Origin of the sequence: Streptomyces sp. NPDC058307 (assembly GCF_042880295.1) — a bacterium.
In the GTDB taxonomy this organism is placed as follows: Bacteria; Actinomycetota; Actinomycetes; order Streptomycetales; family Streptomycetaceae; genus Streptomyces.
Genome location: NZ_JBHVYZ010000028.1, coordinates 32,810 through 49,285, shown reverse-complemented (window position 1 = coordinate 49,285; position 16,476 = coordinate 32,810). Strand labels below are relative to the sequence as shown.

18 protein-coding genes, 1 tRNA gene and 2 pseudogenes are annotated in these 16,476 nt (G+C 68.5%); 8 read left to right on the top strand and 13 right to left on the bottom strand.

Annotated elements, in window-relative coordinates; all coding sequences use genetic code 11:
* Window position 1 precedes the first annotated feature (1 nt).
* Genes ACFVYN_RS21135 through ACFVYN_RS21125 form a run of 3 tightly spaced genes read right to left on the bottom strand, consistent with a single transcriptional unit; the run spans window position 2 to window position 2,596 of the window.
* Entirely contained in the window at window positions 2–973 is a 972-nt protein-coding gene (locus ACFVYN_RS21135) for an ATP-binding cassette domain-containing protein (protein WP_390000753.1), read from the bottom strand.
* A 2-nt stretch (window positions 974–975) separates the two neighbouring features.
* Window positions 976–1,788: an ABC transporter permease gene (locus ACFVYN_RS21130; protein ID WP_390000850.1), complete on the bottom strand. Its 813-nt coding sequence runs from the start codon at window positions 1,786–1,788 to the stop codon at window positions 976–978.
* 7 nt (window positions 1,789–1,795) lie between these two features.
* Entirely contained in the window at window positions 1,796–2,596 is an 801-nt protein-coding gene (locus tag ACFVYN_RS21125; RefSeq protein ID WP_390000848.1) for an ABC transporter permease, read from the bottom strand.
* 202 nt (window positions 2,597–2,798) lie between these two features.
* On the opposite strand from ACFVYN_RS21125, the gene ACFVYN_RS21120 reads away from it, so the two are divergent.
* Window positions 2,799–5,213 carry a transglycosylase domain-containing protein gene (locus ACFVYN_RS21120; protein WP_390000751.1) on the top strand — a complete coding sequence of 805 codons (2,415 nt, stop codon included), beginning with the start codon at window positions 2,799–2,801 and terminating at the stop codon, window positions 5,211–5,213.
* Between the two features lie 102 nt (window positions 5,214–5,315).
* Here ACFVYN_RS21120 and ACFVYN_RS21115 read toward each other — a convergent pair whose 3' ends face one another.
* The gene (locus ACFVYN_RS21115; protein WP_390000846.1) at window positions 5,316–5,618 is read right to left on the bottom strand and encodes a GroES family chaperonin; all 303 of its coding nucleotides are present in this window, start codon (window positions 5,616–5,618) and stop codon (window positions 5,316–5,318) included.
* 92 nt (window positions 5,619–5,710) lie between these two features.
* Entirely contained in the window at window positions 5,711–6,040 is a 330-nt protein-coding gene (locus ACFVYN_RS21110; RefSeq protein ID WP_390000749.1) for a DUF3618 domain-containing protein, read from the bottom strand.
* Window positions 6,041–6,133: 93 nt separating this feature from the next.
* Between ACFVYN_RS21110 and bcp the strand changes: the two genes are divergently transcribed.
* Entirely contained in the window at window positions 6,134–6,601 is a 468-nt protein-coding gene (bcp, locus tag ACFVYN_RS21105; protein WP_390000747.1) for a thioredoxin-dependent thiol peroxidase, read from the top strand.
* Here bcp and ACFVYN_RS21100 read toward each other — a convergent pair.
* Window positions 6,582–7,091, bottom strand: a pseudogene (locus ACFVYN_RS21100) (GNAT family N-acetyltransferase). The gene bcp and the pseudogene ACFVYN_RS21100 sit on opposite strands and share 20 nt — an antisense overlap.
* Window positions 7,092–7,249: 158 nt before the next feature.
* Between ACFVYN_RS21100 and ACFVYN_RS21095 the strand changes: the two are divergent.
* The 3 genes and pseudogenes from ACFVYN_RS21095 (at window position 7,250) to ACFVYN_RS21085 (ending at window position 8,659) form a co-directional block, all read left to right on the top strand.
* Window positions 7,250–7,890: pseudogene (locus ACFVYN_RS21095) on the top strand (HNH endonuclease signature motif containing protein).
* The gene (locus ACFVYN_RS21090; protein WP_390000745.1) at window positions 7,887–8,612 is read left to right on the top strand and encodes an HNH endonuclease; all 726 of its coding nucleotides are present in this window, start codon (window positions 7,887–7,889) and stop codon (window positions 8,610–8,612) included. Before ACFVYN_RS21095 ends, ACFVYN_RS21090 begins: the two are co-directional and overlap by 4 nt.
* Window positions 8,577–8,659, top strand: a tRNA-Leu gene (locus tag ACFVYN_RS21085). Before ACFVYN_RS21090 ends, ACFVYN_RS21085 begins: the two co-directional genes overlap by 36 nt.
* A 45-nt stretch (window positions 8,660–8,704) precedes the next feature.
* Here the strand turns inward: ACFVYN_RS21085 and rdgB are convergent.
* The 4 genes from rdgB to ACFVYN_RS21065 form a co-directional block, all read right to left on the bottom strand.
* Window positions 8,705–9,307: an RdgB/HAM1 family non-canonical purine NTP pyrophosphatase gene (gene rdgB / locus ACFVYN_RS21080; protein ID WP_390000743.1), complete on the bottom strand. Its 603-nt coding sequence runs from the start codon at window positions 9,305–9,307 to the stop codon at window positions 8,705–8,707.
* Between the two features lie 22 nt (window positions 9,308–9,329).
* Window positions 9,330–9,734 (bottom strand): hypothetical protein, encoded by a 405-nt coding sequence (locus ACFVYN_RS21075; protein WP_390000844.1) that lies wholly within the window; start codon window positions 9,732–9,734, stop codon window positions 9,330–9,332.
* 161 nt (window positions 9,735–9,895) lie between these two features.
* On the bottom strand, window positions 9,896–10,633 hold the full coding sequence (rph, locus tag ACFVYN_RS21070; RefSeq protein WP_390000741.1) for a ribonuclease PH: 738 nt from the start codon (window positions 10,631–10,633) through the stop codon (window positions 9,896–9,898).
* A 47-nt stretch (window positions 10,634–10,680) separates the two neighbouring features.
* Window positions 10,681–10,914 carry a PTS glucose/sucrose transporter subunit IIB gene (locus ACFVYN_RS21065; protein WP_069765363.1) on the bottom strand — a complete coding sequence of 78 codons (234 nt, stop codon included), beginning with the start codon at window positions 10,912–10,914 and terminating at the stop codon, window positions 10,681–10,683.
* A 139-nt stretch (window positions 10,915–11,053) separates the two neighbouring features.
* On the opposite strand from ACFVYN_RS21065, the gene ACFVYN_RS21060 reads away from it, so the two are divergent.
* Both ACFVYN_RS21060 and ACFVYN_RS21055 read left to right on the top strand, forming a co-directional pair.
* Window positions 11,054–12,346, top strand: a complete 1,293-nt coding sequence (locus ACFVYN_RS21060; RefSeq protein WP_390000739.1) for a PTS transporter subunit EIIC — start codon at window positions 11,054–11,056, stop codon at window positions 12,344–12,346.
* A 103-nt stretch (window positions 12,347–12,449) separates the two neighbouring features.
* Window positions 12,450–13,697 (top strand): PTS transporter subunit EIIC, encoded by a 1,248-nt coding sequence (locus ACFVYN_RS21055; protein ID WP_390000737.1) that lies wholly within the window; start codon window positions 12,450–12,452, stop codon window positions 13,695–13,697.
* An 84-nt stretch (window positions 13,698–13,781) separates the two neighbouring features.
* Here the strand turns inward: ACFVYN_RS21055 and ACFVYN_RS21050 are convergent, their stop codons facing one another.
* Window positions 13,782–14,534 carry an MBL fold metallo-hydrolase gene (locus tag ACFVYN_RS21050; RefSeq protein WP_390000735.1) on the bottom strand — a complete coding sequence of 251 codons (753 nt, stop codon included), beginning with the start codon at window positions 14,532–14,534 and terminating at the stop codon, window positions 13,782–13,784.
* 235 nt (window positions 14,535–14,769) lie between these two features.
* Between ACFVYN_RS21050 and ACFVYN_RS21045 the strand changes: the two genes are divergently transcribed.
* Entirely contained in the window at window positions 14,770–15,222 is a 453-nt protein-coding gene (locus tag ACFVYN_RS21045) for a type II toxin-antitoxin system PemK/MazF family toxin (RefSeq protein WP_390000733.1), read from the top strand.
* A 56-nt stretch (window positions 15,223–15,278) separates the two neighbouring features.
* On the opposite strand, the gene ACFVYN_RS21040 is transcribed toward ACFVYN_RS21045, so the two are convergent.
* Window positions 15,279–16,229: a PLP-dependent cysteine synthase family protein gene (locus tag ACFVYN_RS21040; protein WP_390000731.1), complete on the bottom strand. Its 951-nt coding sequence runs from the start codon at window positions 16,227–16,229 to the stop codon at window positions 15,279–15,281.
* Between the two features lie 6 nt (window positions 16,230–16,235).
* Window positions 16,236–16,476, bottom strand: a 241-nt coding sequence (locus ACFVYN_RS21035) for a MoaD/ThiS family protein (protein WP_390000729.1), incomplete at its 5' end; no start/stop codon positions are given.

Genomic DNA, 16,476 nt, shown 5'->3' with positions numbered 1-16,476 from the left:
GCTACGACACCGCTTTCTCCGCTTCTCCGGCATACATCTTGGCGATCACCGCCTCGATGTCCGGCTCCCGCACCGACAGGTCCACCAGCGGGTACTGCGCCGCGACCCGTGCCACCAGCGCCGCCGCCGACTCGGACGCCGGGAACGCCAGCCACTGCCGCGGCCCCTGCACCTTCACCACGCGCGCGCCCGGCGCCTCGATCGGCGGCAACTCCCGCTCCAGGTCCACCACAAGGGTGCGCTCGCTCTCGCCCACCTCGTGGAGGCCGGCGAGGGGACCGTCGTACATCAGGCGCCCGTGGTCGATGACCATCACGCGTGAGCAGAGCTGCTCGATGTCCTGGAGGTCGTGGGTGGTCAGCAGGACCGTCGTGCCGCGCTCGGTGTTCAACTCCCGCAGGAATCCCCGCACCTTGGCCTTGGAGATGACGTCGAGTCCGATGGTCGGCTCGTCCAGGTACAGCACCTCGGGGTCGTGCAGCAGGGCGGCCGCGATGTCACCCCGCATCCGCTGGCCCAGGGACAGCTGTCGTACCGGGACGTCCAGCAGGTCGGCCAGTTCGAGGAGTTCGACACAGCGGTCGAGGTTCTCGCGGTAACGGGCGTCCGGGATCCGGTACATGCGGTGCATCAGCTTGTAGGAGTCGATCAGCGGGAGGTCCCACCACAGGGTCGTGCGCTGGCCGAAGACCACGCCGATGCGGTGGGCGAGCTTCGTCCTCTCCCGGGACGGGTCGATCCCCGCCACCCGCAGGCGGCCACCGCTCGGGGTCAGGATGCCCGTCAGCATCTTGATCGTGGTCGACTTGCCGGCGCCGTTCGGGCCGATGTACCCGACCATCTCGCCGCGCGCCACGGTGAAGGAGATCGAGTCGACCGCCCGCACCTGGCGCCGCTCCCGTTTCAGGAAGCCGGTCTTCTTGCGCACGTCGAAGACCTTCTCGACATGGTCCAGTTCAATGAAGGCGTCCATCGTCAACTCCCGGTACTCCGATACGACCCGAGCCCCGCCCGCCACGCGAGCCCGGCCAGCGCACAGCACACCAGCGCCACCAACGGCGGCGTGAAGGCCGCCCACCTCGGCAGATCCAGCGGATAGGGCCTGCCCAGCACATAGGAGGCCGGCACCCAGTTGACGAAGGCGAGGGGCAGCACGAACGTCACCCCGCGCACGAAGTCCTTCCCGAACACCGTCGGCGGGTACTGGAGCAGGGTCGTACCGCCGTACGTGAACGCGTTCTGCACCTCGGAGGCGTCCTGCGCGAAGATCTGGAAGGCCGCGCCCGCCACGAACACCGCGCTGAAGATCACCGCGCCGCTGGCCACCATCACCGGCACCAGCAGCACCTTCGCCGCGCTCCAGTCGACGTCCACCGCGGCCAGCGCCCACACCAGCACCACCGTGCCCTGGGTGATCCGGCCCAGCCGGCGCACCGCGAAATGGTCCGCCCCGATCTGCGCGAGCACCGGTGCCGGCCGCACCAGCAGGATGTCGAAGGAGCCGTCACGGATCCGGCCGCCCAGCACGTCCATCGAGCCGAGCACCAGGTCGGCGATCCCGAAGGCGGTCACCGAGAGGCCGTAGAGGAAGGCGATCTCGGGCAGGCCCCAGCCGCCCAGCGAGTCGACCTGCGAGAACATCAGCAGGATCCCGACGAAGTCCAGGCAGGTCATCAGCAGGTTGCCGCACATCGTGACGACGAACGAGGTGCGGTAGGTCATCGCGGACCGCACCCACATGCCCGCGATCAGCCAGTAGGCCCGCACACCCTCACCCAGGCGGGACATTCGGGTCTCAGCCACCCTGCACCACCACCCGCCGGGTCGCCGCCGACTGCAGCAGCCGCCCGGCCCCCAGCAGCACCACCGCCCAGGTCGCCTGGAAGGCGTACGCCCCGAGCGGGTCGGTCTCCCCCATCAGCACGTCCGCCGGCATCTGCAACTGCGCCGCCCACGGCAGCGCCCGCACGACGTCGCCCAGCACCCCGGGGAAGGCGTTGAGCGGGAACACGATGCCCGAGCAGAAGACCCCCGTGATCATCACGCCCTGCATGATGCCCATGCCGTCCATCAGCCAGAACACGCTCAGGGCGGCCAGATAGCGGATCGCGAAACTGACCAGCATCGCGAGCAGCAGCGCCACCAGCAGGGCCGCCCAGGACATGACGTCCGTGGGCAGCGCCATCGGGAAGAACAGCGCGCCGAAGGTGAAGGGGATCACACCGCGGCCCACCAACTGGAAGAGGGACCTGCCCAAGTCGCTCGCCAGCCACCACAGTTGGAGGTCGGCAGGGCGGTACAGATCGACCGCGATCTCCCCCGTGCGGATCCGCTCGATCACGTCCTTCTCGGCGCCGCCGCCCTGGATCGCCAGCGTCGAGTAGAGACACTGCCCCAGCCATACATAGGTGACCGCCTGCGCCTGGTCGTAGCCTCCCAGATGGGGCTTCTCGTCCCACAGCGCGAGATACGTGTAGACGAGGATCACACCGAAAACGGTGTTGGTGAACACCCCCGCGAACGTGGCCGCGCGATATGTCGCGTATCGTCTGAATCCCCCTGCCGCGACGGCCGCGTACAACCGCCAGGAACCCACATCCACAGCCCTCCTCGGCCCGCCGGCACCAAAGCGCAGGAGCCTAGTGCGCAGGTGACAGGGCGGGCCACTCATTTTCCCGGCGAGACACGCGCCATATCCGGGAACGGAACGCAGGGTGCGAGAGTCTTCAACAGGGGACGCAGAAGGCGTACGAGGTCGTACGGGAACGTACGACGCGAAACAGGAGTCCGTGCACGAGATGAGCGACCAGCCGCAGCAGCCGACCAAGGGCTGGGCACCCAGCGAGCCGCAAGCGGCCGAAGAGCCCGGCGAGAAGAAGAAGGCCAAGCGGCCCAAGCGCACCGGCTGGCGACGGGCGATCCCGACCTGGCGCATGGTGCTGGGCACCTTCGTCCTCGGGCTGATCGCCCTGGCCGGCCTGTTCTTCCTCGGCTACTCCATGGTCAACATCCCGCCGGCCAACGCGCTCGCCATGAAGCAGTCCAACGTCTACCTCTACGCCGACGGCAGCCAGCTCGCCCGCGACGGCGAGGTCAACCGCGAGAACGTCTCCCTCTCACAGGTGTCCAAAGACGCCCAGCACGCCTTGCTCGCCGCCGAGGACCGCGACTTCTACACCGAGTCCGCGATCGACCCGAAGGCCATGCTCCGCGCCGGCTGGAACACCGCCACCGGCAAGGGCAAGCAGTCCGGCTCGACGATCACCCAGCAGTACGTGAAGAACTACTACCTGGCCCAGGAACAGACCGTCACCCGCAAGGCCAAGGAGTTCTTCATCTCGATCAAGCTGGACCGCGAGAAGTCCAAGGACGACATCCTCGAGGGCTACCTCAACACCAGCTACTTCGGCCGCAACGCCTACGGCATCCAGGCCGCCGCCCAGGCCTACTACGGCCAGGACGCCGTCGACCTCGACCCGGCCCACGCCGCCTACCTCGCCGCACTGGTCAACGCGCCGAGCGAGTACGACGTCGTCGCGCACCCCGGGAACAAGGCGGCGGCCGAGGCCCGCTGGAACTACGTCCTGGACGGCATGGTCAAGAAGGGCTGGCTGGCCCAGTCCGCGCGCACCGGGCTGAAGTTCCCGATGCCGAAGGAACAGACCGTCTCCACCGGCCTGTCCGGGCAGCGCGGCTACATCAAGAACGCGGTCGAGGACTACATCCTCGACAACAAGATCCTCACCAAGGAGCAGCTGGAAGCGGGCGGCTACCGCATCACCACCACCCTGGACAAGGGCAAGCAGAACGCCTTCGTGAAGGCGGTGAACGACCAGGTGATCAAGAAGCTCGACAAGAAGAACAACAAGGTCGACAACTACGTCCGCGCGGGCGGCGCCTCCGTCGACCCGAAGACCGGCAAGATCGTCGCGATGTACGGCGGCATCGACTACGTCAAGCAGTACACGAACGGCGCGACCCGCGGCGACTTCCAGGTCGGCTCCATCTTCAAGCCCATCGTGTTCGCCTCGGCCGTCCAGAACCACTCCGAGACCCAGGACGGCCAGACCATCACCCCCAACACCTACTACGACGGCACCAACAAGCGCCCCGTCGTCGGGTGGAACGGCGGCACCTACGCCCCCGAGAACGAGGACCAGGGCTCCTACGGCGAGATCACCGTCCGTGCGGCCACCGACAAGTCCGTCAACTCGGTGTACGCGCAGATGGCCGTCGACGTCGGCTCCGACAAGGTCAAGCAGACCGCGATCGACCTGGGCATCCCCTCCGACACCCCGGACCTGACGGCGTCCCCGTCGATCGCGCTCGGCGTGAACACCGCGAGCGTCCTCGACATGGCAGAGGCCTACGCCACCCTCGCCAACCACGGCCGGCACGGCACGTACACGATGATCGACAAGATCACCAAGGACGGTGAGCAGACCGTCGAGCTGCCCCACAAGAAGACCGAGCAAGCCGTCAGCCGCGAGGCCGCCGACACCACCACCTCGATACTGCAGAGCGTTGTGGAGAACGGCACCGCCACCGCCGCCCAGGGCGCGGGCCGCACCGCCGCGGGCAAGACCGGCACCGCCGAGAAGGACACCGCGGCCTGGTTCGCCGGCTACACCCCCGAACTGGTCACGGTCGTCTCCGTCATGGGCCAGGACCCGGTGACCGCCGCGCACAAGTCGCTGTACGGCGCGATGGGCCTGCAGCGCGTCAACGGCGGCGGGCCGCCCGCCGAGATCTGGGCGCAGTACACCAAGGCCGCCCTCAAGGGGACCTCGGACAGCGACTTCGACCTCGAACTCCAGGCGGGCGCCGACGAGGTGGCTCCCAGCAGCCAGGCCCCCGTCGACCCGACCACGGGCGGCCAGGACAACGGCGGCACCACGGGCGACACCACCGGCGGCCAGGACACCCAGGGCCAGTCCCAGGGGCAGACCCAGGGCCAGGACAACGGCGGCACGACCACGACCGGCGGCGGCACCACGACCGGCGGCACGACCGGGAACACGACCGGCGGCGGCACCACCACCGGCGGCGGGACCACCACGGGGGGCGGGACCACCGGGGGCCCCACGAACGGCGGCACCACGACCGACGGCGGCACGACGGGTGACGCGACCGGAGGCACCACCGGAGACAACCCGAGCGGCGGGGCGACGACGGAGGGCGGGGGCCTGGTGACCACGGCCAGACGGGACTGACCGTCCCGCGACACGGCGAAAGGGGCCGGTGACGATGGTCACCGGCCCCTTTCGGATGTCTCCCTCTGCCTACAAGTCCCTCTGCCTGCAAGTACCGGCTGCCTACAGGTACAGGCCCGTCGAGTCCTCGGAGCCCTCGAACCGGTCGGCCGCCACGGCGTGCAGATCACGCTCACGCATGAGGACGTAACCGGTCCCGCGCACCTCGACCTCGGCACGGTCCTCCGGGTCGTACAGCACCCGGTCCCCCGGCTCCACGGTCCGTACGTTCTGCCCCACGGCGACGACCTCGGCCCAGGCCAGCCGGCGCCCGACGGCCGCGGTGGCGGGAATCAGGATGCCACCACCCGACCGCCGCTCGCCCTCACCGGTCTCCTGCCGCACGAGTACGCGGTCGTGCAGCATCCGGATGGGCAGCTTGTCCTGCGGGGTGTCGTTTCTCTTGGCGCTCACGCCACTGAACCTACCTGTCCTCGACGCCCGTGTACGCGGCCGGGTCAGCCCTTGCGGCGCCGGGTGCTCAGGGCCAGCAGCCCCACGAGTCCCACGGCGACGAGGGCGACCGGCACGACACGCTCCAGGCGGGGCGCGCCCTCCTCGTCCACGAACTGGGCCTTCACGTCCGTGACGGCCTTGTTGACGGAGACGTACGCCCGCCCGAGCGTGTGGTCGATGGTGGAGACGGCTTTCGCCTTGGCGTCGCCGACGATCGTCTTCGGGTGCACCCGCACCCCGATCTCGTCGAGCGTCTCTGCCAGCACCTCGCGGCGGCGCTTGATGTCCGCCTCGATCTGCGCCGGGGTTCTGGTGTCCGACGTGTCCGCCACGGTAGAGCCTCCGGGGTCGCTGCTACTTGTCCTGGACAGTCTGTCAGTTCCGTCCGCCGCCGCACTGTCAGGACCCCCGGTTACGCTGACCCAATGAGCGAGCGACTCCAGCCCGGGGACGTGGCCCCCGCCTTCACCCTGCCCGACGCCGACGGCCGGCAGGTGTCCCTGTCCGACCACAAGGGCCGCAAGGTCATCGTCTACTTCTACCCGGCCGCCCTGACCCCCGGCTGCACGAAGCAGGCCTGCGACTTCACCGACAACCTGGAGGTGCTGGCCGGCGCGGGCTACGACGTCCTCGGCATCTCCCCGGACGCCCCGGAGAAGCTGGCGAAGTTCCGCGACAAGGAATCCCTGAAGGTCACGCTCCTGGCCGACCCGGAGAAGACCGTGACCGAGGCCTACGGCGCCTACGGCGAGAAGAAGAACTACGGCAAGACGTACATGGGCGTCATCCGCTCCACGATCATCGTGGACGAGGAGGGCAAGGTCGAACGGGCGCTGTACAACGTCCGGGCGACGGGGCACGTGGCGAAGATCATCAAGGACCTGGGTATCTGAACGAGATCCAGCAGCCGGGAGCCAGGTCGGGCCGCTCGGGCACCGGCCTGGCTTCCTCGCGCCACGCGTCCCCGGCGAGCTCGGTGGCAACGCGCCGCCAGAACCGCACGGCACCGGTGTTCACGTCCTGAAAGGGAATCTCCCACTCCCCTGGATGCCGGGCGACGACGTCCCGTATGCCCCGAAGCCCACCCCACTCCTCCGCGCCGCCCGCACGACGAAGAAACTGTTGAGCACCCGGGTGGGCGTGTCGAGCCCCCGCACGAACGCGAACCCGACGGGATGCCCGCCGAGGCGGAAGAGATACGGCGCCCAGTCCTCGTCTTCCGGAGAACGCAGCCTCCAGCCACTCACTGCGGAACGTCCCGTCCGGGTTGGGCAGTTGTCCCCCGAACTCGGACAGGTCATGCCGGAAGAGCAGCCAGAGGCGTTCGACGGCGGGGCGATCGGCGGGGGTCGCCGAGCGAATATCCAACTCTGCTGAGGTCATGAAAAAGCCTCCCGAGCGAACAAGAGTCCGCCCCCGGAAGGCCGCGTTGGTGGCCGACAGAATATCAGCCCCTTTACATATCAAGCGTGACTGTCCGGTCAGCGGTTCGTTACTCCGTACGAGGTCGCGAACATGCGGTCGGGAACGGAGGGGGTTCGGTGGGGGCCAGTGCGTACACCAAGGAGCGGCTGGAGGAGGCGGCTCGGGGGCTCGGACGTTGTCTGAGGCGTTGCAGAGATTGGGGGTGGATCCGCGGAGTTCGACTCGACGGTACGTCGTCGAGCGGATGAAGAAGCTGGGCCTGGACATCTCGCACTTCGAGCAGGAGGGAGTGAAGTGGACGCGGGAGATCCTCAAGGAAGCCGTCTCGGCGTCGACGAACATGTGCGAGGTGCTGCGCCGACTAGGACTCGAGGTGGTGGGCGGGCACCACACACACATCAGTCGGCGGATCAAGGCGTACGGCATCGACGTCTCGCACTTCCAGGCACCCACCCAGCGGGGCAAGACCCGGCGGCCTCGAACGCCGGAGAACCTGCTCGTCGAGCAGCCGCACGGGCAGGCACGACGCATCCCCAGTGATCGTCTCCGGTGGGCGATGAAGGAGACAGGCGTACGGGAGCGTTGCGCCCTGTGCGGCACAGAGGCGCTCTGGCGAGGACATCCGCTCCCTCTGGAAGTCGACCACATCAATGGCAACTGGCGCGACAACCGCATCGAGAACCTGCGGTTCCTGTGCCCCAACTGCCATTCCACGACGGACCGTTACCGAGGACGGGGCAAGGTCAGGACCTCATGAGCAACGGCGTGCGGTACACACAGGAACAGCTGGCGGAGGCCGCCGCGCGGTGTTCGGACATCGATGAGGTCATCGCCTTTTTCGGCACCCGCCCATACGGTCAACTACGCGGCCATCTCTTCCGACGCTTCGACCATTTCGGGATCGACGTCTCTCATATGCCCCGTCAGCGGCGAGCGAGGGAAGCGCCCAACAGACCGGCCGCGGACGAGCTTCGTCAGGCGGTTGAAGGAGCAGCCTCCATCGCGGATACGCTCCGGGCTCTGGGTCTGGAGCCCTACAACAGCAGGTCGCGTGCTCAACTCCGCTGCTGGGTCGCCGAGGACGGTCTCGACATGTCCCACTTCCTTGGGCAGGCACATCAACGCGGCGGGCCTGGCACCACACCCCTCAGGCGCGCTGAAGACATCCTGGTCCAGCGTGACGGCAGCCGGCGGACCAGAACCCACCTGCTCCGCCGAGCGCTCGCCGAAGTGGGCGTGCCCGAGGAGTGCGCCGAGTGCGGAACGGGCCCCGAATGGCTCGGCAAGCCTATGACTTTGGAGGTCGATCACATCAACGGGGACTGGAGCGACGACCGGCGCGAGAACCTGCGGCTGCTGTGCCCCAACTGCCACGCCATCACCAGTACCTGGTGCAGGGGAGGCAGAGGACGGGGAACGACGCCCGGTACGATGACCGTGCACGCGGCCGTGGCGGAACGGCATACGCGAGGGTCTTAGGAACCCTTGGGCGAGAGCCCGTGTGGGTTCGAATCCCACCGGCCGCACAGGGCCCCGCACCTTCAGATCGAAGGCGCGGGGCATTCGTGGCTTCAGCCCAACAACTCCCGCACCACCGGCACCAGCGCCCGGAACGCCTGTCCCCGGTGGCTGATCGCGTTCTTCTCCTCCGGTGAGAGCTCCGCGCAGGTTCGGGTCTCGCCCTCCGGCTGGAGGATCGGGTCGTAGCCGAAGCCGTTCGTGCCTACCGGGGTGTGGCGCAACACGCCCTGCAGGCGGCCCTCGACCACCCTTTCCGTGCCGTCCGGCAGGGCGAGGGCCGCCGCGCAGGCGAAGTGGGCTCCGCGGTGTTCGTCGGCGATGTCCGAGAGCTGGGCCAGCAGCAACTCCAGGTTCGCGCGGTCGTCTCCGTGGCTCCCCGACCAGCGGGCCGAGAAGATTCCCGGGGCGCCGTTCAGGACGTCCACGCACAGGCCCGAGTCGTCCGCGACCGCGGGGAGGCCCGTTGCTTGGGCGAGGGCGTGGGCCTTGAGGAGGGCGTTCTCGGCGAAGGTGACGCCGGTTTCCCTGACGTCGGGGATCTCGGGGTACGCGTCCGCGCCGACGAGGTCGAAGGGCAGACCTGCGTCGGCGAGGATCGCGTGGAGCTCGGTGATTTTGCCGGCGTTGCGGGTGGCGAGGATCAGGCGGGTCATGCCCACCAGTATCCAGCCGGTGTCAGGGGGTGCAGACCTTGGTCAGTTCGCCGGCGGCGTCGGTGATCGGGCTGAGGTCCGGGGTCTCGTCGCCGTTCCTGACCGCCGTACGGACGTTGGACACGGCGGTGTTGAGGTGGTCGACCGCCTTGTTGACGTCGGCGTTGTCGGTCTTGTCGCCGATCTCGTCGAGGTTCTGGTCGATGGAGGCGAGGGCCTCGTCGATCTGGGTGGGGTCGTTGGACGCGTTCTCCACGGCCTGCTGGAGGTCGGTGACGCTGTCGGCGACGGCCTCGGCGGTCTGGACGCAGTCCAGTGCCTTGCTGACGGCGTCGCAGCCGGTGGTGAGGCCGACCGTGAGTCCCACGGCGGCCACCGCGGCGGCGATGGTGATACGGCGACTGCGGCGGCGTCGGCTCGCGGCCATGGATCTCGCGGCCATGGATCTGTTTCCTCCCTGTGGCAGGCCTCAGGAGGCCCCCGTTGACTGGCCGGGCGCCCGTTGTGCACAGCGGGCGCCCGTACTCCCGAAGACGCCGGTACGGTCGGTCGGGTTGCGCGCACCGGCCACCGTTCTTGGCGGTCCCTTTACCTTTCGAGCACCGTGTCGAGCGCCTTGTTCTGCAGGACGGCGAGTTCCGAGCAGCCCAGGACGGCGAGGTCGAGGAGGGAGTTGAGCTCCTCGCGGGCGAAGGGCTCGGCCTCGGCGGTGCCCTGGACCTCGACGAAGCGGCCGTCGCCGGTGCAGACGACGTTCATGTCGGTGTCGGCCTTGACGTCCTCCTCGTAGTGGAGGTCGAGGAGGGGGACGCCTCCCACGATGCCGACGGAGACCGCGCTCACGGTTCCGGTCAGCGGCTGACGGCCGGCCTTGATGAGCTTCTTGCCCTGGGCCCAGGCGACGGCGTCGGCGAGGGCGACGTAGGCGCCGGTGATGGCGGCGGTGCGGGTGCCGCCGTCGGCCTGGAGGACGTCGCAGTCGAGGACGATGGTGTTCTCGCCGAGCGCCTTGTAGTCGATGACCGCGCGCAGGGAGCGGCCGATGAGCCGGCTGATCTCGTGCGTGCGGCCGCCGATCCTGCCGCGGACGGACTCGCGGTCGCCGCGGGTGTTGGTGGCGCGGGGCAGCATGGAGTACTCGGCGGTCACCCAGCCCTCGCCGCTGCCCTTGCGCCAGCGGGGGACGCCTTCGGTGACGGAGGCGGTGCAGAAGACCTTGGTGTCGCCGAAGGAGACGAGGACGGAGCCCTCGGCGTGCTTGCTCCAGCCGCGTTCGATGGTGACCGGGCGGAGTTGTTCGGGGGTGCGGCCGTCGATTCGAGACATGGCGTCGAGCCTAGCGGCCTCCCGGGTGGGCGCCGGGCGCGCTCAGCTCACATCATGTCCTCGATCTCCGCGGCGATGGGGTCGGCGTCGGTGCCGATGACAACCTGGATGGCGGTGCCCATCTTGACGACGCCGTGGGCGCCTGCGGCCTTGAGGGCGGCGTCGTCGACCTTGCTCGCGTCGACGACCTCGGTGCGCAGGCGGGTGATGCAGCCCTCGACCTCTTCGATGTTCTCGATGCCGCCGAGTCCCGCGACGATCTTCTCTGCCTTGGTGGCCATGCCGGTCTCCTCATGCACAGTTGGCCCAACTTCGGGAGCGATTGCGCCGTGCGTACCGAAAGATGACGCCAAAGATGACGTCACGGCCGCTCAATCGTCCGTGACTGGTCTACACCACCCGACAGGCGGTCGCCAACTGATGAGTTCAGAGACCGGGATCTCACCCGCGCGCCGGCGTTGGCAGTCCGCGTTCCAGGGGCTGCAGAAGATGGGCCGCAGTCTTCAGCTGCCCATTGCCGTACTGCCGGCCGCGGGCATCCTCAACCGGCTCGGCCAGCCGGACGTGTTCGGGGACGACGGGCTGGGCTGGACGAACGTCTCCAAGGTGATGGCGGGTGCGGGCGGGGCGCTGCTCGACGGTCAGCTGGGGCTGCCGCTGCTGTTCTGCGTGGGTGTGGCGATCGGGATGGCGAAGAAGTCGGACGGGTCGACGGCGCTGGCGGCGGTGGCCGGATTCCTCGTCTACTTCTCGGTGTTGAGGCAGTTTCCGGAGGACTGTCCGAGCGGGGCGAAGGCCGTGCAGGGCATCGGGTGCCAGGCGACGGTGGACCAGACGGTCGTGGCGTTCACGTACCAGAACCCTGGGGTGTTCGGCGGCATCGTGATGGGGCTGCTGACGGCGTTCTTCTGGCAGCGGTACCACCGCACGAAGCTGGTGGACTGGCTCGGCTTCTTCAACGGGCGCCGACTGGTGCCGATCGTCATGGCGTTCGTGGCGATCGTGTTCGCCGCGCTGTGTCTGTGGGTGTGGCCGCCGATCGGTGACGGGCTGGAGAACTTCAGCGACTGGCTGAAGGGCGCGGGGGCGTGGGGTGCGGGGCTGTTCGGTGTCGCGAACCGGGCGTTGCTGGTGATCGGGTTGCACCAGTTCCTCAACGTGCCCATCTGGTTCCAGTTCGGGACGTACACCAAGGCGGACGGCTCCCAGGTGCACGGTGACATCAACATGTTCCTGGCGGGGGATCCGAACGCGGGGCAGTTCACCTCGGGGTTCTTCCCGATCATGATGTTCGCGCTGCCGGCGGCGGCGCTGGCGATCACGCACTGTGCGAGGCCGGGGCGGCGCAAGGAGGTCGGCGGTCTGATGCTGTCCGTGGCCCTGACCTCGTTCGTGACGGGGATCACCGAGCCGATCGAGTACTCGTTCCTGTTCGTCGCGCCGCTGCTGTACGTGGTGCACGCGGTGCTGACGGGGATGTCGATGGCGGTGACGTGGGGGCTGGGAGTGCATGACGGTTTCAGCTTCTCGGCCGGTCTCATCGACTACGTCATCAACTGGAACCTCGCGACGAGACCTTGGGCGATCGTCCCGATCGGCCTGTGCTTCGCGGCCCTCTATTACCTGGTCTTCCGGTTCGCGATCACGAAGTTCGACCTCGGGACGCCGGGCCGGGAGCCGGAGGAGGAGGTCGAGGACGTCACCAAGGTGTAGTCCTCCGGTTGCAGAACTGACGGGTTCCTTATAACGCCCCCATCGTGTACAACAGGTCTACACCACTGAGTGGTGTAGACCACCACCCGATGGAGGAAGCGTCATGAGCACCGCCACCGAGACGGCGGCCCCTGCGAAGAAGCGGGGTTCCGGTCTTTTCCAGGGCCTGCAGAAGGTCGGCCGCAGTCTTCAGCTCCCGATCGCCGTGTTGCCGGCGGCGGGGCTGCTGCTCCGGTTCGGCCAGCAGGACGTCCACGACAAGCTGCACCTGCCCGACAAGGTCACGGCGGTCTTCGCCACGGCGGGCGGCGCCATCTTCGACAACCTTCCGATGCTGTTCTGCATCGGTGTGGCGATCGGCTTCGCCAAGAAGTCGGACGGCTCGACCGCGCTGGCCGCGCTGGTGGGCTTCCTTGTCTACAGCAACGTACTGAAGGCGTTCCCGGTCACCGAGGCGAAGGTCCAGGCGGGCGCGGACATAGCCGCGACCTACAACAACCCCGGTGTGCTCGGCGGCATCATCATGGGTCTGCTCTCCGCCGTGCTGTGGCAGCGCTTCCACCGCACCAGGCTGGTGGACTGGCTCGGCTTCTTCAACGGCCGTCGGCTGGTGCCGATCATCATGGCCTTCGTCGGCACGCTCCTGGGCGTCTTCTTCGGCCTGGTCTGGGAGCCGATCGGTGAGGGCATCTCGAACTTCGGCGAGTGGATCACCGGTCTCGGTGCCTTCGGTGCCGGTCTGTTCGGTCTGATCAACCGTGCGCTGATCCCGGTCGGCATGCACCAGTTCGTGAACTCCGTCGCCTGGTTCCAGATCGGCGACTTCAAGAACGCCTCGGGCACCGTCGTCCACGGCGACCTGACCCGCTTCTTCGCCGGTGACCCGACCGCCGGTCAGTTCATGTCGGGCTTCTTCCCGATCATGATGTTCGGTCTGCCGGCCGCCGCGATCGCGATCGCCCACTCGGCCCGCCCCGAGCGCCGCAAGGCCGTGATGGGCATGATGGTCTCCCTCGCTCTGACCTCCTTCGTGACCGGTGTGACCGAGCCGATCGAGTTCTCGTTCATGTTCATCGCCCCGGTGCTGTACGCGATCCACGCGGTTCTCACCGCCCTGTCGATGGCGGTCACCTGGGCGCTCGGCGTCCACGCGGGCTTCACCTTCTCCGCGGGTGCCATCGACTACGGGCTGAACTGGAACCTGGCCACGAAGCCCTGGCTGATCATCCCGATAGGCCTGGTCTTCGGCGCGATCTACTACGCCGTCTTCCGCTTCGCCATCGTCAAGTGGAACCTCCCCACCCCGGGCCGCGAGCCCGAGGAGGAGATCGAGGACCTCACGAAGGCCTGACCTCCGACCGACGTACGGCGAAGGCCCCCGGAGTCCTGAACCTCTCCGGGGGCCTTCGTCGTACCGTGGGCGATGCCGTGGGTGCTAGATCTCGTACGACACCCTCGGCGTCGCCAGGGACACCGGGCCGTCGAACGTCGCGCGCGCGTCGACGAGGTTGACCTGGGGGTCGGTCCACGGGGGGATGTGGGTGAGGACCAGGCGGCGGGCGTTTGCCCGGGTCGCCGTCTCACCCGCCTCGCGGCCGTTGAGGTGCAGGTCGGGAATGTCTTCCTTGCCGTGCGTGAAGGCGGCCTCGCACAGGAACAGGTCGGTGTCGCGGGCGAGATCGGTCAGGGCGGGGCTCACACCCGTGTCGCCGGAGTACGTGAGGGACTTCCCGCCGTGCTCGACGCGGATGCCGTACGCCTCCACCGGGTGCGCGACTCGCTCGGTGTGGACCGTGAACGGGCCGATGTCGAAGGTGGACGGCTTGACCGTGTGGAAGTCGAAGACCTCGCTCATGGAGGAGGCGGTGGGGGTGTCGGCGTAGGCCGTGGTGAGGCGGTGCTCGGTGCCTTCGGGGCCGTAGACCGGGATGGGGTCGCAGCGGCCGCCGTCGTGGCGGTAGTAGCGCGCGACGAAGTACGCGCACATGTCGATGCAGTGGTCGGCGTGCAGATGGCTGAGGAAGATCGCGTCGAGGTCGTAGAGACCGCAGTGGCGCTGCAGCTCGCCAAGGGCACCGTTGCCCATGTCGAGAAGCAGCCGGTAGCCGTCGGCCTCGACGAGGTAGCTCGAGCAGGCCGATTCCGCGGACGGGAACGACCCCGAGCAGCCGACGACGGTGAGCTTCATAAAACAGAAACCTCCGCTGGCGGGAACTTTTCTGGGATGGAGAACGGGGGTCGTGCGGTCCGTCGAGCGTAAGGCGCAAAACCCCCGGTCGCTCCTCCACCAAGGGCTGTTGTGGGCGAACTCACCTGTGCTGTCACCGGTTCGGCTGGACCCGCGGCGCATGGGGAGTGAGAGAGGGATCACGGGTTACGCAGAGGGCGCGCGGGGCAGTTCGCGCGCCGGTACCGTCGTCCTCATGGACACGTCCTGGTGGCTCGCGCTCGTGGCGGTGGTGCTGCTCGCGCTGGTCGCCACCCTGGTGGACGGCTGGGGGCGGGGGCATCGGCCCCGGGGCCGCGCGGACCGTACGACTCGGCCGTCCGGGCGTACGACGGGGGTGCGGCCGCGGCCCGCCGAGATCTGGTGGGCGCAGGTGCCGTACGAGGACGGGCCGGGGGCCAAGGACCGGCCGTGTCTCGTGCTGGCGGTGCGCGGCGGGCGGGTCACCGTCGCGAAGATCACCAGCAAGTACCACGACGAGCGGGGCGGGGTGATCCCGTTGCCGCCGGGCTCGGTGGGTGACGCTCAGGGGCGCGCGAGCTTCCTGGAGACGGACGAGCTGCGGGTGGTGCCGGTGGGCGACTTCCGGCGGAGGGCGGGGGTGGTGGACCCGGTCCTGTGGGATCAGGTCCGTCACCTGGCGACGTAGGACGTCACGCCCAGAGCGCGACGTAGATCGTCACGCCCAGAGCGCGACGCGGAACCTCACGCCCAGAGCTGGCCCTGGAGCGTCTCGATCGCTTCCTCCGTCGTCGCCGCCGTGTAGACGCCCGTGGAGAGGTACTTCCAGCCGCCGTCGGCCACGACGAACACGATGTCGGCGGACTCCCCCGCCTTCAGCGCCTTGTTGCCGACGCCGATCGCCGCGTGCAGGGCGGCGCCCGTGGAGACGCCCGCGAAGATGCCCTCCTGCTGGAGAAGCTCGCGGGTGCGGGTGACCGCGTCCGCCGAGCCGACGGAGAAGCGGGTGGTCAGCACCGACGCGTCGTACAGCTCCGGTACGAAGCCCTCGTCGAGGTTCCTGAGTCCGTAGACCAGGTCGTCGTAGCGCGGCTCGGCGGCCACGATCTTCACGTCCGGTCGGTGCTCACGCAGGTAGCGGCCGACGCCCATCAGGGTGCCGGTGGTGCCGAGGCCCGCGACGAAGTGGGTGACCGAGGGGAGGTCGGCGAGGATCTCCGGGCCGGTGGTCGCGTAGTGGGCGCCCGCGTTGTCGGGGTTGCCGTACTGGTAGAGCATCACCCAGTCGGGGTGCTCGGCGGACAGCTCCTTGGCGACCCGTACGGCGGTGTTGGAGCCGCCCGCGGCCGGGGACGGGATGATCTCGGCGCCCCACATGGCGAGCAGCTCGCGGCGCTCCTGCGAGGTGTTCTCGGGCATCACGCAGACCATGCGGTAGCCCTTGAGCTTGGCGGCCATCGCCAGGGAGATGCCGGTGTTGCCGGAGGTGGGCTCCAGGATGGTGCAGCCGGGCGTGAGGCGGCCGTCCTTCTCCGCCTGCTCGATCATGTGCAGGGCGGGGCGGTCCTTGACCGAGCCGGTCGGGTTGCGGTCCTCCAGCTTCGCCCAGATGCGGACGTCGGCGGACGGCGAGAGCCGCGGCAGGCGCACCAGGGGGGTGTTGCCCACCGCGGCCAGCGGGGAGTCGTAGCGCATCGACGATCAGGCCATGCCGCCGGCCACGGCCGGCAGGATCGTGACGTTGTCGCCGTCGGTGAGCTTGGTGTTGATGCCGTCGAGGAAGCGGACGTCCTCGTCGTTGAGGTAGACGTTGACGAAGCGGCGCAGTTCACCGCCGGCCACGATGCGGGCCTGGACGCCCGCGTGCCGGGTCTCCAGGTCGGCGAAGAGCTCGGCGAGGGTGTTCCCGTTGCCCTCCACCGCCTTCTGGCCGTCGGTGTCG

Excerpts from the sequence above, each read along its gene's own strand:
- ACFVYN_RS21135 (WP_390000753.1), bottom strand. The coding sequence starts at position 973 with ATGGACGCCTTCATTGAACTGGACCATGTCGAGAAGGTCTTCGACGTG.
- ACFVYN_RS21130 (WP_390000850.1), bottom strand. The coding sequence starts at position 1,788 with ATGTCCCGCCTGGGTGAGGGTGTGCGGGCCTACTGGCTGATCGCGGGC.
- ACFVYN_RS21120 (WP_390000751.1), top strand. The coding sequence starts at position 2,799 with ATGAGCGACCAGCCGCAGCAGCCGACCAAGGGCTGGGCACCCAGCGAG.
- ACFVYN_RS21115 (WP_390000846.1), bottom strand. The coding sequence starts at position 5,618 with ATGCTGCACGACCGCGTACTCGTGCGGCAGGAGACCGGTGAGGGCGAG.
- bcp (WP_390000747.1), top strand. The coding sequence starts at position 6,134 with ATGAGCGAGCGACTCCAGCCCGGGGACGTGGCCCCCGCCTTCACCCTG.
- ACFVYN_RS21090 (WP_390000745.1), top strand. The coding sequence starts at position 7,887 with ATGAGCAACGGCGTGCGGTACACACAGGAACAGCTGGCGGAGGCCGCC.
- rdgB (WP_390000743.1), bottom strand. The coding sequence starts at position 9,307 with ATGACCCGCCTGATCCTCGCCACCCGCAACGCCGGCAAAATCACCGAG.
- ACFVYN_RS21075 (WP_390000844.1), bottom strand. The coding sequence starts at position 9,734 with ATGGCCGCGAGCCGACGCCGCCGCAGTCGCCGTATCACCATCGCCGCC.
- rph (WP_390000741.1), bottom strand. The coding sequence starts at position 10,633 with ATGTCTCGAATCGACGGCCGCACCCCCGAACAACTCCGCCCGGTCACC.
- ACFVYN_RS21065 (WP_069765363.1), bottom strand. The coding sequence starts at position 10,914 with ATGGCCACCAAGGCAGAGAAGATCGTCGCGGGACTCGGCGGCATCGAG.
- ACFVYN_RS21060 (WP_390000739.1), top strand. The coding sequence starts at position 11,054 with ATGAGTTCAGAGACCGGGATCTCACCCGCGCGCCGGCGTTGGCAGTCC.
- ACFVYN_RS21055 (WP_390000737.1), top strand. The coding sequence starts at position 12,450 with ATGAGCACCGCCACCGAGACGGCGGCCCCTGCGAAGAAGCGGGGTTCC.
- ACFVYN_RS21050 (WP_390000735.1), bottom strand. The coding sequence starts at position 14,534 with ATGAAGCTCACCGTCGTCGGCTGCTCGGGGTCGTTCCCGTCCGCGGAA.
- ACFVYN_RS21045 (WP_390000733.1), top strand. The coding sequence starts at position 14,770 with ATGGACACGTCCTGGTGGCTCGCGCTCGTGGCGGTGGTGCTGCTCGCG.
- ACFVYN_RS21040 (WP_390000731.1), bottom strand. The coding sequence starts at position 16,229 with ATGCGCTACGACTCCCCGCTGGCCGCGGTGGGCAACACCCCCCTGGTG.